At 38.7% G+C, this 14,684-nt stretch carries 11 protein-coding genes; 8 read left to right on the top strand and 3 right to left on the bottom strand.

Features of this window, described 5'->3' with window-relative positions; genetic code table 11:
- The first annotated feature begins 319 nt into the window (after window positions 1-319).
- Window positions 320-1,576 (top strand): serine/threonine transporter SstT, encoded by a 1,257-nt coding sequence (gene sstT, locus HXT40_RS04355; protein WP_116431799.1) that lies wholly within the window; start codon window positions 320-322, stop codon window positions 1,574-1,576.
- Between the two features lie 166 nt (window positions 1,577-1,742).
- On the opposite strand, the gene epsC is transcribed toward sstT, so the two are convergent.
- Window positions 1,743-2,654: a serine O-acetyltransferase EpsC gene (gene epsC / locus HXT40_RS04350; RefSeq protein ID WP_421777175.1), complete on the bottom strand. Its 912-nt coding sequence runs from the start codon at window positions 2,652-2,654 to the stop codon at window positions 1,743-1,745.
- A gap of 127 nt (window positions 2,655-2,781) precedes the next feature.
- A complete protein-coding gene (cysK, locus tag HXT40_RS04345; RefSeq protein WP_421777174.1) occupies window positions 2,782-3,714 on the bottom strand; it encodes a cysteine synthase A in 933 nt (310 codons plus the stop codon).
- A 1,017-nt stretch (window positions 3,715-4,731) separates the two neighbouring features.
- Here cysK and HXT40_RS04340 point away from each other — a divergent pair.
- From HXT40_RS04340 to HXT40_RS04310, 7 genes are all read left to right on the top strand, one after another.
- Window positions 4,732-6,321 carry an InlB B-repeat-containing protein gene (locus tag HXT40_RS04340; RefSeq protein WP_102155291.1) on the top strand — a complete coding sequence of 530 codons (1,590 nt, stop codon included), beginning with the start codon at window positions 4,732-4,734 and terminating at the stop codon, window positions 6,319-6,321.
- 490 nt (window positions 6,322-6,811) lie between these two features.
- A complete protein-coding gene (locus HXT40_RS04335; RefSeq protein ID WP_103013957.1) occupies window positions 6,812-7,234 on the top strand; it encodes a GNAT family N-acetyltransferase in 423 nt (140 codons plus the stop codon).
- Window positions 7,235-7,363: 129 nt separating this feature from the next.
- The gene (locus HXT40_RS04330; protein WP_199172888.1) at window positions 7,364-8,173 is read left to right on the top strand and encodes a nucleoside phosphorylase; all 810 of its coding nucleotides are present in this window, start codon (window positions 7,364-7,366) and stop codon (window positions 8,171-8,173) included.
- Between the two features lie 289 nt (window positions 8,174-8,462).
- Window positions 8,463-10,265, top strand: coding sequence for an ABC transporter ATP-binding protein (locus tag HXT40_RS04325; protein ID WP_103013958.1), 1,803 nt, complete (start codon window positions 8,463-8,465; stop codon window positions 10,263-10,265).
- A gap of 692 nt (window positions 10,266-10,957) precedes the next feature.
- Window positions 10,958-11,377 (top strand): GNAT family N-acetyltransferase, encoded by a 420-nt coding sequence (locus HXT40_RS04320; protein WP_415693414.1) that lies wholly within the window; start codon window positions 10,958-10,960, stop codon window positions 11,375-11,377.
- 1 nt (window position 11,378) lies between these two features.
- Window positions 11,379-12,365, top strand: coding sequence for a DUF3137 domain-containing protein (locus HXT40_RS04315; protein WP_116431794.1), 987 nt, complete (start codon window positions 11,379-11,381; stop codon window positions 12,363-12,365).
- An 80-nt stretch (window positions 12,366-12,445) separates the two neighbouring features.
- The gene (locus HXT40_RS04310) at window positions 12,446-13,024 is read left to right on the top strand and encodes a LemA family protein (RefSeq protein ID WP_103013960.1); all 579 of its coding nucleotides are present in this window, start codon (window positions 12,446-12,448) and stop codon (window positions 13,022-13,024) included.
- Window positions 13,025-13,237: 213 nt separating this feature from the next.
- On the opposite strand, the gene HXT40_RS04305 is transcribed toward HXT40_RS04310, so the two are convergent.
- Window positions 13,238-14,578 carry a Na+/H+ antiporter family protein gene (locus HXT40_RS04305; RefSeq protein WP_199172889.1) on the bottom strand — a complete coding sequence of 447 codons (1,341 nt, stop codon included), beginning with the start codon at window positions 14,576-14,578 and terminating at the stop codon, window positions 13,238-13,240.
- Between the last annotated feature and the right edge of the window lie 106 nt (window positions 14,579-14,684).

Here is a 14,684-nt window from a genome sequence, read left to right as displayed (position 1 = left end):
AATGAAGTTAATGTAAAAGTGCCTCACTTTGCGTCTTTCTTTACTACGCAAAGTGAGGCATTTTGCTATTTTAATTTGCGATTACACTGGAAGTTATTGTTGCTTACTATATTTTAAGAGTTATCTTGCTTACAAAGCACTTATTGAAGCGTTTAGTCACTGAGTTGCTAAGTTATTGAAACAGCGAAACATTAAACCTTAACGATTTGCATATATATGCATCCTTATGTATAATCTTTAAAAAATAAAATCTTGCAAGTGCTAATACACGTAAAAGAGTATAAAACATTCTGCACAAATTACTATACAGGAGACTCTCATGCACAAGATTGTTCAAAAATGGAATAACATTGACCTTATTTTACGCATTGTAATTGGTCTTTTTCTCGGTGCTGCACTTGGTATTTTTGTGCCAGCTCACGTCTATGTGCTCGATCTTATGGGAAAACTTTTCGTCAGTGCGCTTAAATCTGTTGCGCCAATTTTAGTATTTTGCCTAGTTATTGGTGCGCTTGCGCAAGCAAAAAGTGTTGGCAACATGAAAGTGGTAATAGGGCTGTACGCGCTATCTACGTTTACTGCAAGCCTTGTAGCTGTATGTGCGGCTATGATTTTCCCTGTTGATTTTACTTTTGCTCATGTTGCAGCAGCGTCTTCGCCGTCTCCTCAAGGAATTGGTGAGGTGCTTAATTCACTTGTGCTAAATATTGTTGTTAATCCTGTAGATGCTCTCGTTAAAGGTAACTTTATTGGCATCCTCTTCTGGGCGATTGCTTTCGGTGTTGCTCTGCGATTAGCCGAGCCTTCTACAAAAGCATTTTTCGATAACGTTTCGTCTGCTATTGGAAAAATTGTCCACTGGATTATTAACGCAGCACCTTTTGGCATTATGGGTCTTGTTTATACAACAGTTGCAAGTAACGGTCTTCGTATTTTTAGTGAGTATGGTTTCGTTATTGCTTTGTTAGTAGGCACAATGACTGTTGTTGCTTTGATTCTTAATCCTATTTTGGTTTTCGTGCTTACGCGTAAGAATCCGTATCCTCTTGTTTTTAGAACTTTGCGCGATTCGGGTGTTACAGCGTTCTTCATGCGTTCTTCTGCTGCAAATATTCCTGTGAATATGAATTTGTGTGAAAAACTTGGCTTTAACAAAGATAATTACTCTGTTTCAATACCGCTTGGCTCAACTATTAATATGAGCGGAGCTGCTATAACTATTTCTATCATGTCTTTGTGCGCTGCTCACACGCTTGGTATTCGCGTTGATATTCCAACGGCTGTGATTCTTTCTGTGCTTTCTGCAGTTTCTGCTGCAGGAGCATCTGGTGTAGCTGGTGGTTCGCTTTTGCTTATACCTCTTGCATGCTCGTCGTTTGGTATTTCAAACGATATCGCTATGCAAGTAGTTGCTATTGGTCTTATTATTGGTGTTATTCAGGATTCTTGCGAAACCGCACTTAACTCTTCCACGGATGTTCTCTTTACTGCGGTTGGCGAATATCGCATGTGGCAGCGTGCAGGTATTGAATTCAAAATGGGCAAGGATCACGAGACTGTGCAACTTAAAAAGTAGATGTTCTGCTGTTGCTAGTTTTTGCTAAGTATTCTTGCTAGTGCGCGTTCTTCCGTTTTTACGTTTTAGATCGCGCACTTTTATTATATTTGGATGTTTATTGTAAATGAATCTAGCAGATGTTCAAATAAAATAGTAGAAGTGGAATCGGTATTTTTAGCGCGCATTAGGCTTTAGGGAAGTGGTAGGTTGTGTTTGCAGGAATACTGCGGTTTATCCACGCGTTTGCTGCGATTATACTTCCGCTGCCAATTGTGGTTTCTCCGCCTAAGATTGTTGCGTTTGCGTAGATTACAACATTATCTCCAATATTTGGATGCCGCTTTCCGCTTTTTACAGGATTTCCATTCTCGTCTAGCGCAAAACTTTTTGCACCCAGCGTTACTCCTTGGTAAAGCTTAACATGCTCGCCGATCACAGTTGTTTCGCCGATTACAATGCCAGTTCCGTGATCAATGCAAAAATATGCGCCAATTTTTGCTCCTGGATGAATGTCAATTCCAGTTTTTCTGTGCGCGTATTCGCTCATAAGTCTAGGAATTAGCGGTACGTTAAGTTCGTAGAGTGCGTGAGCTGTGCGGTGAATAAGCATTGCATAAAAACCAGGGTATGCGAGCGTGACTTCTACTTTGCTTGTGCAAGCAGGATCGCCTTCATACATGGCTTGAATATCTGTTAAAAGTAACTTTTTAATTGCAGGAAGAGTATTTATAAATTGATTGCAAGTTTCTCGAATTTTAATTGTGTTGCTTGTGTAGCATTGAAGTTCGTGAAATATAATGCGTTCTATAGTGTCTAATGCGTTTGAAGTAACGGTATTCAAACTAGCGTTATTATTCAAACTAGCGTTATTATTCAAACTAGCGTTATTATTCAAACTAGCGTTATTATTCAAACTAGCGTTGAGTTGCGTAGTCTTGTTGCTTTCATTGCGCACATGCAACTCAGGCAAAAGTAACACCTGAGTCGCATGTATGAGTGCAATAATATTGCGGTAATTAGGTATGAATGTAGCTTGCCTTATGTCTGAATCGTGAATTGAGTTCAGTTGATTTATAAGATCAAGGCGATCATTCATATATTTCTCCCGTTATTTTGCTATTTTCTTTATTCTATAGTTTTGATCATTATCTAATAATGTTATTTATTATTCTTTTATTATTTAATCAAAACTTGCGTATTTAAAGTAGTACTCCTAAATGTAGTTAGTCTTCAAATAATGCGGTAGACAAGTATCGATCTCCTGAATCTGGCAGTATTGCAACGATGGTTTTGCCCCTGTTTTCTTCTCTTTTTGCTTCTTGGATTGCTGTCCAAATTGCAGCTCCGGAAGAAATACCAACGAGGACGCCTTCTTTTTTGCTTATAAGCCTGCCATTTTCGATTGCGTCTTCATTTGTTACGTGAACAATGCGATTATAAATGTTTTTGTTGAGCACATCTGGCACGAATCCTGCGCCGATTCCTTGAATCTTGTGCGCTCCTGGCTTGCCGCCTGCAAGCACAGGGGAATCGGCTGGTTCTACTGCGATTACTTCAAGATGTGGATTTTTCTCTTTTAAGTATGTGCCAGTACCAGTGATTGTGCCGCCTGTTCCAACGCCTGCAATAAGAATATCCACGTTTCCGTCAGTGTCTTGCCAAATTTCTGGACCTGTTGTGTTGTAGTGTGCGTGCACATTTGCTTGATTGGTAAATTGCCCAGGAGTCCACGCGTTTGGCGTATTTTCAACGATTTCCTTCGCTTTGGCGATTGCGCCTTTCATTCCATCTTTAGCAGGTGTGAGCACGAGTTCGGCGCCGTATGCTTTCATGAGTTTTCGGCGTTCAATAGACATGCTTTCTGGCATAACAATAATGCTTTTGTATCCTTTTGTTCGCGCAATCATTGAAAGACCAATGCCAGTATTTCCAGAAGTTGGCTCAACAATTACTGAGCCTGGTTTAATCGTGCCTGCGGCTTCTGCTTCTTCAATCATCTGCTTTGCAATGCGGTCTTTTACAGAGCCTGCTGGGTTAAAGTATTCGAGTTTTACGAGGATTTTTGCTGCTAGATTGTACTCTTTTTCAATGTGCGTAAGCTCCATAAGTGGAGTGTGGCCTACGAGTTCTTGCACGGACTTGTAGATATTAGACATAATATTTCCCCTTACTTGTTTGTTTTACTTGTTTGTTTTACTTGTTTGTTTTACTTGTTTGTTTTTGTTTTGTTTAATTTGTTTTTAATTTTTAAAAATAATTTTTATTAATAAAGCGACTACTGTTTTATTATTTGTTTCTAAAGATGCCATTATTCGTTTAATATTTATTCGTTTTAACATTAACACGTATTAAATTGTTATTTTTTAACGTTATATTCGATTTTTGGCATAAAAAAAAGAAACAGCGCGCTGTTTCTTGAATCATAATTCGCTGTGTTTTAACGTAGATGCTTTTAACACAGGCTAGATGTTATGCATACTTAGTGCTTGCAAACATCATTTCGATTAAGAAATGCGCAACAGCATACGTTACAACAACAATTTGTCATCATATTTGTATGATACATGTGCACTCCTTTACTAGTCGAAATGGTGATAGGTGAAGACTATAGCGAATGGATTTGTGTTTGTCAAACTTAATTTAAGTTCGCTAATCTTAATTTGTGCTTTATGATCCTATTTTATGTTTGCCAAACTTAATTTTAAGAAATTATATGTTACTTTCATGTATCTTCGTTATTGTTGCTTTTGAGAGTTGGTTGTTTAGCAGATTTGATAGTTTATTTGTGAGTTATCTTATACTGGAATTTGCTAAGTTTGTTTGTTATAATTGGCATGTTAATTCGGTACGGAAGTTGACAAACTGAGATCATGAAAAATATAATCCTCGACAGACAGACAGACAGACAGACAGACAGACAGACAGACAGACAGACAGACAGACAGACAGACAGACAGACAGACAGACAGACAGACAGACAGCGTGATGCTGTCTTTTTCGTAACATAATTTTTATCGTCTCACCACTCTATACATTGTTTATTTTGTATTGAAATAGGTTAGTGGTTCTGCATATTTACACGCATTTTTGGTTTTGCGTTTGCACTATATAAATTTTCGAAATTTAATAAAAATTATTGTTACGATAATAGTTAGTTTGGCTGGAAATAAAAAATGAATAATAAAATAATAAAAAAAGTTATTAGTCTAGCAGTTGCTTTTGTAGCTACGATTGGACTTTTTGCTGGAACAGTGACTGCACAGGCTGCTGATAAGGGAACTGCAGAAGTCAAGAAATATCCGCTTTCACTCGATATGGATATCGCTTTGGACCCTGGGTATGGCCACACGCATCCAGGTGGTAAAGGACAGATTGACAAAAACATTGAAAGCATGTGGGAAAATCTTCCAATAACCGTTGAGGATGAAAACGGAAAGAAAATTGATGTTAAGAAGAATCTGCAATCTAACTTTCAGCGGTTTGTTGGCGATTTTGCGATAGGAGAAAAATTAACAATAACGATTGATACTGATAAAATTCCCGTGGGTTATCATCTTTCTCATGATACGGATCGCACATATATTCCAGCAAAGGGCTACTCTAAATTCACCGTTACGTATAAACTCGACGATGGTAAGCCCATACCTCTGCGAATTTCGTTTGGAAAATTGAACGTGAAATTCGATCTTAAGGGCGGAAATATTGAAGGTAAGACGGATCCAATCGTCAATACTGTAAAAACGGATAATACGGTTGATTTCCCAGCTGACCCTGCAAAAAAGAATTTGGTGTTTGGCGGATGGTATACCGAGCTTCCTGATATTGAATATTATCAGAATCATAACATGGCAGGCAAACGCTACTACTGGAATAAGAAGTCACTATTTTCGGATACCAGTTGTGACGTGCCGCAGTGGAATGATGAGAAATTAGATCCTCGGGGCGACTATCAATTTTTACTTCGCGCACAGTGGAATGCGAAAGTTTCGTTTAATGCTAATGGTGGCACTTTTATTGACGGTAAAGCTGAGAAAAGTGGTGCAATACGACAAGGTAAGAGTATTAAAATGTTAGCTGCTCCTACGCGCGAAGATTATCAGTTCTTAAACTGGGTAGATGCTGCTGGTAAAACTTACAAGCCTGGTGAAGAATATACTTTGAATGCTAATACTGTGTTTACTGCCAAGTGGAAGCAGATTCGAAGCACGGTTACTTTCAAGAACGGCGATAAGACTCAAACGGTAAAGGTGGAAACTGGTAAGGCTATTGATACGGATGCGTTAAAAGATCAGTCAATGCCTAAGAATCCAACTAAAGATGGCTACACGTTTAAAGAGTGGAATACTAAGGCGGATGGTAAAGGTAAAGCATTTACTGGAACAACGCTTGTAAATAGTGATTTGACTGTGTATGCCATTTTTACGAAGAATCTGAAACCAGCACCTACTCCAGATCCAATTTTGCCTGCACCTTTTGAGCCTGAATCAGGGATGGAGAATCCATTGTCAGTTCCTGAATCTCAAACTCCGGAGACTAAACAAGAGCTATCTCATGCACCTAAGTCGGAGCATGAACATAATACAGCGCATGAATATGTGAAATCTCCTATTGTTGAGCATAAGACTGAAAAGCATGTTCCAGATATGCCTAAGACTGGTGAGTCAGCTTCAGTTGTTGCGTTGATTTCTGCTTTAGGTTTTGCTATTGCTGGTTTCGCTGTTGTGCGATTGAGGAGAGTGTTTGAAGCAAAATCCGTAAGATAACTAGTGTTTACTTGCGTAAGTTGAAGTTTTACGCGCTTTTATAAGGCTTCGTAAAGTCTTATAAAGTAAATGAGGCGGCCTTGACTAGTTGATAGTTAAGGCCGTTTTGTTTACTGACGCTTGTTTTTGTTTACTTATATGGCTGATAAGTAAACAAATTCGGGGAAGTGCTCTTGTTTTTGTTTACTTGTGTACCCTCTAAGTAAACAAATTCGGTGAGAATCTCGCTAGTTAAATCTCTTACGAAACTCACGTTGGAAGTTCACAGTACTTCCAATCCAAGTGAGTTTTTGCATCGAAGGAAATTGAAATTCCAATGGTTTCAATCTCGGTCAAAGCGCTATAGTGGTACACAAATGCACAGGTTGTCTTTAGCGCATTAAAGGCCTATGTTAAAAGAAGAGATAGGCGACTTGATATACTGAGCGATTACGCTAGAAAATTTAGGGTTTCAACGTTGATTGCACAATATTTGGAGGTGTTATTGTCAATGAATTTAGCGGATGTTCAAATAAAAGAGTATGAAAAGTATAATAGCAAAGATATTTTAAGGTTGTATGATTCCGTTGGTTGGTCTGCGTACACAGATGATTTAGTTGCTTTGGAAAATGGTTTTAACAATTCACTCAAGGTTTTAGCTGCATATAAAAATGATGAGCTAATTGGCATTTCTAGAGCTGTTGGCGACGGATATACGGTTGTTCTTATTCAGGATATTCTTGTTTTGCCTGAGTATCAAAGGCAGGGGATAGGGTCTGCTTTGTTAAAGGCGATTGTGGATTGCTATCCTAATGTTCGTCAAATTCAATTGACTACGGATTGTACTGAAAAAACTATTGCTTTTTATAAGTCAGCTGGTTTTATTGAGTTAGCAGAAATCGATTGCTGCGGTTTTATAAAAGACAGGACATGATGCAGAAAATATGATTCTCTAGTAGCCATTAAGTGCGAATTTGCAGCAATTGACTATTTTGTGATCTTTGCGTATTAATGTGTGTATTTGTATATAGGATTGAATGGCTTGTATGACGGAGCTGATTGTATGACAGAATATGATTTGCCGATTTTAGAGTATGATTCCGATAAAAGTGCAGTATTAATGCCAACACACGATAATATTTCTGTTCAGCTTCCATCTAAAGCGGTTTTTGCTTTCTTAGGCGATGAAATTGATCAGTATGCTTTAAGTAGGAAAGCTACGATTGTAGCAAATTTTGAATCTGCAACTAAAAAATATCCAATATATGTTTTGGAAGAAAAAGTAGGAGATGTAGTAAGAGAAAATACAAACAGTGAAGTAGAAGAAGAAACGCAAAAAATCTGTTTAGTGCAGGCTCCAGTTGGCGCTCCTGCTGCTGTTCAGATCTTAGACTGGCTGATTTCTTACGGCGTTAGGGAAGTTGTTAGTGCTGGTTCTTGTGGATCGCTAGTTGATTATGCAGAAAATGTTTTTCTGGTTCCGTATAAAGCCTTAAGAGATGAGGGAACTTCTTATCATTATTTGCCTCCAAGTCGTTATGTTGATGTTTCAGAGCATTCGAGGCATGCTATTTTACAAACTTTGCAGGCGCATAATTTGCCTTATCATGAAGTTAAGACGTGGACTACGGATGGGTTTTTCCGTGAAACTAAGGGGAAAGTTTCCAGTCGTAAGCAGGAGGGATGCGCGGTTGTTGAAATGGAGTGTTCTGCTTTAGCAGCTTGTGCGCAAATGCGCGATATTGTTTGGGGTGAGATTCTTTATACTGCAGATACTTTGCATGATGTTGAAAATTATGATGAGCGTAATTGGGGCGGAGACTCTAAAGCGTATGCTCTTGAGCTTTGTATTGAAGCAGTGTTGCGTATTTGACACGTTTATGCTGATATTACGTATGAAACCATCGTTCTAATTTGATTTTTTTTTTTAACTCTATGCTTATTATTTCTAGCAAGCATTACGTATAAGTGTGTTTAAGCATTTATATGTGTTGTCAAGTAGATAAGCATGACCAATCAGGATAAGTATGATAGTGTAGCTTTCAATGCTTTGTAGCGAGCGAATCGGCAAAATGGAAACGAAAATGCTAGCTACGAAAATGCTATTAGCGAAAAATAGCAAAAATAGCAAATAGATATAAAGGAAGTGAGAGGTAGCGAGAATGAGCAAAACTGACAATGCGGCAAATCAGCAATCATCGACAAATCAGAATCCATCCGCAAATCAAAATACTGCGGCAAATCAGCAATCATCCAAACTACATCCCGACGTAAAAAATTACGTAAAACTATTTTTCAAGGAAAACAAGCTTGTAGCTTTTCTTTCGATGATAGTTTTTATTTCCTTGTCTATGATTTACACTGCTATTTCTTGGATTTTGCAAATTATTTTCGACTATATGGCAGGTAAAGGAGCTTTCTCTTTAACTACTATTTTGCTGCTTGTTGTTTCCTTTATGCTGGCAATCTCCCTGATTTTCGCGTTGAAGCGCAGCTCGTACCCTCGCTTTCTTGAAAAAGCAATGAATCAGTATAAAGAGTCTGTTATCAAGAAGCTTTTACAGAAGAGTTATAGTGATTTTTCGCTCGCGAATTCCGGCACGTATCTTTCTGTACTTACTAATGATTGTGAGCGTATTCAAGAAAAGTATTTGAAGAAGATTTTTGATTTTGTTCAAGACGTTCTTATGCTTGTAAGCTCTCTGGCTCTTATGATTTACTATAGTCCATTGCTCACTGTTATTGCTCTTATTATTTCTGTGCTTCCAATGGCGTGCTCGATTCTTACAGCTAACGGAATTGCCACTCGCGAGGAGCAGGTTTCCAAGTCGAACGAGTCTTATACAGCCTTAACGAAGGATGTTTTGAACGGCGTTTCGGTTATTAAGAGTTTTAAGGCGGAGCAAGAGGTTATTAACCGTTATCAGAATCAGTCGATGGAGCTTGAGCATACGAAGAATCTTCGCGAAAAAACGATGACTACTGTTTCTGCTCTTGGTACGATTTCAAGTCTTGGGACTCAGCTTGGCGTGATGCTTATTGGTGCTTGGATGGTTAACGCTCATATTGGTGTTATTACTGCTGGAATGGTGTTAGCTTTCACTAATTTGATGAATGGCGTGCTTCAGCCTATTGCAACTCTTCCGCAAATGCTTGGCGAGATGAAGGGTGCTAAGAAGCTTATTAGCAAGATGGCTGATTATATGAGTAATGCTAAGGAAGATTCTGGCGAGATTATTGACGATTCTATTAAAAGCGTTGTTTTGAGTGATGTTTCGTACGCTTATGACGCGGATCATAAAGTCTTGAAAAATGTAAATCTAACTTTGCAAGCTGGAAAATCTTATGCAATAGTAGGACCTTCTGGAGCTGGTAAGAGTAGTTTAATCAATCTGCTTATGGGATACTACAAGGATTATGAAGGTAGTGTGAAGCTGAATAATCACGAGCTTAGCAATGTGAGCAAGAGTTCGCTTTACGATAAGACTACTCTTATGCAGCAGTCTGTGTTTATGTTTGATGCTTCGATTTTAGATAATATTACGCTTTTTAAGCCGTTCCCGAATGCGGAGGTGAATCGCGTGATTCACTTGGCTGGTTTGGATGATTTGATTGCTGCTAAAGGCAAGGATTATCAGTGTGGCGAGAATGGTAGTCATCTTTCTGGCGGTGAAAAGCAGCGTATTGCTATTGCGCGAAGCTTGCTTAAAAAGTCCGAGATTCTGCTGGTTGATGAGGCAACGAGCGCGTTAGATAACGAGACGAGCGCGAACGTAACGCAGTCTATTTTGGATTTGCAAAGGATTCTTCGACTTGTTGTAACTCACCGCTTGGATGCTAATTCGCTTAAGCAATATGATGAGATTCTTGTGATGAAAAGCGGCGAGCTTATTGAGCGCGGAAGCTTTGAGGAGCTTATGAATCAAAAGGCTTACTTCTACTCGCTTTACACTGTGTCTATGTGAGGCTGTGGTGCTTGTTTGGGCTTGGCTTTCGCTTGGTTTGCGCTGAGCAATTTTAAGCTCAGCAGAGACACTGGTGCAGTTTGGTTTCTGCGTTATGGTCTCTGTTTGGTGGTTTTTGGACACTGGTGCAGTTGGTGCTCGCGCTGATTACGCTCGCGCGCGAAACTCGCGTTGGAAGTCCACTGGACTTCCAACTTAAGCGAGTTTCCGTTCCGAGTTGCCTTCGTGCGCGCTTTGACTGAGTCTGAAATTATTGGAATTTCAGGCTCCTTCAAAGCGTGATTTGGCATGTGAAGCACGGTGTGCTTCACATGCCAAATCAGCCGAACGGCTATGCCGTGAGGATCTGCGCTCAGGCAGGTCGTCGCGCTGCGTGAGTGTCTCTGTTTGGCGCAAGCGGCAATTAAGTGCAAATTTGCAACGACTGGCTACTTTGTGGTTTGGCTAATCTTGGTTTGGCTACTTTAGAATTGTCTGCCTGTTGAGTTTGTCTACGTTCTGGGTTGTGTCGGTGGAGAAAATTGCCGTAAATGGCAAAAATCTTCACTGGTGTTTATTAAACGCATATCTCAATAGTAGGTATATTCCCAAGCAACAGGCGCGTATTCCAGAAACTTGATATACTGAGTTATTACGCTAGAAAATTTAGGGTTTCAACGTTGATTTCACAGTGTTTGGAGGCGTTGTTGTAAATGAATTTAACAGACGTGCAAATAAAAGAGTGCAAAAAGTATGATAGCAAAGATATTCCAAAGCTGTATGATTCCGTTGGTTGGTCTGCGTACACAGATGATTTAGTTGCTTTGGAAAATGGTTTTAATAATTCGCTCAAGGTTTTAGCTGCTTATAAAAATGATGAGCTAGTTGGCATTATTAGGGCTGTTGGTGACGGATATACGGTTGTTTTTATTCAGGATATTCTTGTTCTGCCGGAGTATCAAAGGCAGGGGATAGGGTCTGCTTTGTTAAAGGCGATTGTGGATTGTTATCCTAATGTTCGTCAAATTCAGTTGACTACGGATTGCACTGAAAAAACTATTGCTTTTTATAAGTCAGCTGGTTTTATTGAGTTTTCAGAAATTGATTGCTGCGGTTTTATAAAAGGGAGATGACATGAATGTAAAATATGGTAGCGTATTTACAAATCCAGAAGTTTTAAACAGACTCGCACAAATAGAACAATCTCCCCAAATACAAGGAAAATTAAGTGCTTTAAAAGAAGGCGTAAAAAATAACTCTTTTGATCCAATTCGTTTAATTCCAATAATACCGGTAGTAATGGTTTTAGGCACTTTGTATAACTATTTTCCAAATATTGATTACTCTCGTTACAAATATTATTTACTAATAGTAGGTGTTTTTGTTGTTTGCTTTGCAGGTAAGTTTTTTGTAAATAATAAGGTTGATGTAGACGCGCTATATGCGGATAATGTTTTAACGCCGATTTTAAATGTGATTCTGCCTGGAACAGTATTAAACAATTCCGAAGGAATTGACAGCAGCATTTTTGATAATCTTCTGCCAATATCTAGTAGGTATTATTCAAGTAAACACATAATTTTTGGCGATGAATTTAAAACTGAATTTTCAAATATGCAAGCAATCCACTTTTCTAGAAGTGAAAGTGGAAAAAGTGTTAAAAAAACGGATTTTATTGGGCAAGTCTTATTAATAAACTCAAAAACCAACATAAATGGCCACATTAGAATCGTCCCTGTTACTGGAAAGAACTTTATGGGACAAAAACTAAATGGATACTATGGTAAAAAAACAAAAGAGGAGAGCGAAGTTCAGACAGAATCCATTGAATTTAACGACTCGTATTCAGTCTTCTCTACAGACGATTTTTATACAAAACTGGTATTAGATCCAAGTTTTATAGAACTAATGAATAATTTGCAAAAAAGAATGCGAGTTTGCTTATACCTAGATAGTGAGCGTATTGTTGCAGCCTTTGATTCTGGTCGGTATTTATTCGGCGCTCCAGGAAAATCTGGAATAGAAAACCTATCTTTAACAAGAGAATATGCAAAATTTAGAGATATTTTGGCTGAGTATTACGAAATAATTAACGTAATTAGAGAGAAATTACAAAAGTAAAAATTACAAAAGTAGAAACTAGTAAATTGCAATACTAGCGAACTAAAAAATTAGAAAATACTAGAACTAAAGGAGATGTTATGGGAGACATTATGGGTGACGTTATGGATAAGAACACTGTGCTAATTTGTGTTGCAATAGTGCTTGTAGTGCTTATTGTCTGGTTTATTGGCATGTTAAATAGGCTAAGAAAATATAGGGTGATTATAGAAGAGTCGCGGAAAAACGTTGATATTGCGCTCGCTAAAAGATACGATACGATTTGCCAAATGCTTAAAGTTGCGCAGTCGTTTGCAAAGTATGAAAAAACAACATTAGTGGATTTAGTAAGTTTAAGAGAGGGATTGGGCTCAGCGGATTCTAGTTCGGTAATCAAAAATCAGAATCATGCAATAGGGAAGATTTTTGCTTTGGCGGAAGCTTATCCGGAATTAAAGTCTTCTGAACAATTTTTGAACTTGCAGGAAGAAATAAACGACGAAAATGAGCAGCTTGCGGCAGCAAAAAGAATTGTTAATAGTAATATAAGCACTCTTAATCAAAATATTGTTACCTTCCCAGTGTCGCTTATTGCAAGCTTAAGCGGAATAAAGCAGATGGCTTTTCTTGACGAAGATAATCTAAGCAATAAGAAGAATATTGACAGCATACTGAGCTAGTGAAAATGTTTAGCTAGACGGTATATCTAATATAGCCAATCGCCCGCGAATTTGCAGTGATTGGCCACTTTGGGATTGACTGATTTGTGATTGGTTGATTGGTATTTAAATATAAACGCCAGGGAGTTTATTTCAACTCTACTGGCGTTTATTGGTTACTTGCGTTATTCGCTAGTTGCGTTTTTTACTTGCCGTGTTTTCGGAAATAATCTGCTAAATAAACTGCGATATTACAATGCCGGCAGCCATAAGCGGAATATTGAAAATAAGGAACGTTGGAACGCAAGTATCCCAAATATGACTATGCTGACCGTCCGCGTTTAAGCCGGAAGTAGGTCCAAGTGTAGTATCGGAAGCAGGGGAGCCTGCGTCTCCGAGAGCTGCAGCGGAAGACATAAGAAGAATCGTTGCGGGAGTGCTGAAACCAATGCTCTGACACAGTGGCACGAACAAAACAGCAAGAATAGGAACCGTGCCAAACGAAGTGCCAATGCCCATAGTCACAAGCAAACCAATAAGTGTAATAACAAATGCGGCAACAAGTTTGTTCTGTCCCATAGAAGCTACGCCAAAGTTTACAAGCTCCTCAACTCCTCCTGTCGCTTGGATCACGTTAGCATATCCGCCCGCAATGAGCATCACAAATGCAATAAGACCCATGAGTTTTACGCCGCCAGTAAGCTGATTGTCAATGTCATTCCACTTTATTGCTCCAAAAATAATCATGGTTGCAAGACCTGCAATAGACGAAAGCGAAAGATCTTTACTGATAACTTGCACTACTACAACAACAATAATTGCGAGAATGGTTACGTAGTGGCGTTTATTAAGAGGTCCGACAACGGCGTCGGCTGCGCGAGTGTCAGTTTCTGTAGTTTTGTATTCGCGAGGTTTTCTGTAAAGCACAAATACAGCAAAAAGTAGTGATGCAAACATTGCAAGACCTAAATACCAGTTCACAGCGCTAACGTCTGCAACGCTAACCTTCATGCCGTTTTTAGAAAGATTCGTAGCAATAACAGTTTGGAAAATTAAGCCGAATCCAAACGGAATTGCAATGTATGGAACTTCAAGACCAAAAGCAGTACAGCATGCAGCTGCTCGTCGGTCAATCTTAAGTTCGTTCATGATTCGTAAAATCGGCGGAATAAGAATAGGAATGTAAGCAATGTGAACTGGCACAATATTTTGAGATATGCACGCAATTAGAGTTAGTACTGCAAGTAGAGCGTACTTTTTCATGCCAATAATTTTGCTAATTTTTTTAGAAATAATTTGAGCCAAACCGGTTGCTGTAATTGCTTCCGCAAAAGTACCAAGCAAAATGTAGGCGAGCGCAGTTTGCGCATTGGTAGAGAAACCATCGCAAAGCAACGCCATAATCGTGTGATTTCCATCTCCAAAAAGCGGAAGATGACCGGCAATGCCACCTGCAACGCAAGCTACTATCATTGATAGCAAAACATTAAGTTTTGCAAGACTAAGTGCGCATAGCACTACAACCGACACAATAACCGGATTAAATATAATATTTAAAATTTGCAAACTTAGCATGCCGTTCACCCCTTTAAATGCTTGAATTTAATATATTGTTTGAAGCAACACATTTTATTTCGTATTGCTTACGTCTGTATTTTTTGCATACGTATTCTTACATATG

The organism is Gardnerella sp. DNF01180P, from assembly GCF_049244205.1.
Taxonomy (GTDB): domain Bacteria; phylum Actinomycetota; class Actinomycetes; order Actinomycetales; family Bifidobacteriaceae; genus Bifidobacterium; species Bifidobacterium swidsinskii.
This window is presented reverse-complemented; position numbering and strand designations above follow the sequence as displayed.

Coding starts and splice junctions, on each gene's coding strand:
- sstT (WP_116431799.1), top strand. CDS start 320: ATGCACAAGATTGTTCAAAAATGGAATAACATTGACCTTATTTTACGC.
- epsC (WP_421777175.1), bottom strand. CDS start 2,654: ATGAATGATCGCCTTGATCTTATAAATCAACTGAACTCAATTCACGAT.
- cysK (WP_421777174.1), bottom strand. CDS start 3,714: ATGTCTAATATCTACAAGTCCGTGCAAGAACTCGTAGGCCACACTCCA.
- HXT40_RS04340 (WP_102155291.1), top strand. CDS start 4,732: ATGAATAATAAAATAATAAAAAAAGTTATTAGTCTAGCAGTTGCTTTT.
- HXT40_RS04335 (WP_103013957.1), top strand. CDS start 6,812: ATGAATTTAGCGGATGTTCAAATAAAAGAGTATGAAAAGTATAATAGC.
- HXT40_RS04330 (WP_199172888.1), top strand. CDS start 7,364: ATGACAGAATATGATTTGCCGATTTTAGAGTATGATTCCGATAAAAGT.
- HXT40_RS04325 (WP_103013958.1), top strand. CDS start 8,463: ATGAGCAAAACTGACAATGCGGCAAATCAGCAATCATCGACAAATCAG.
- HXT40_RS04320 (WP_415693414.1), top strand. CDS start 10,958: ATGAATTTAACAGACGTGCAAATAAAAGAGTGCAAAAAGTATGATAGC.
- HXT40_RS04315 (WP_116431794.1), top strand. CDS start 11,379: ATGAATGTAAAATATGGTAGCGTATTTACAAATCCAGAAGTTTTAAAC.
- HXT40_RS04310 (WP_103013960.1), top strand. CDS start 12,446: ATGGGAGACATTATGGGTGACGTTATGGATAAGAACACTGTGCTAATT.
- HXT40_RS04305 (WP_199172889.1), bottom strand. CDS start 14,578: ATGCTAAGTTTGCAAATTTTAAATATTATATTTAATCCGGTTATTGTG.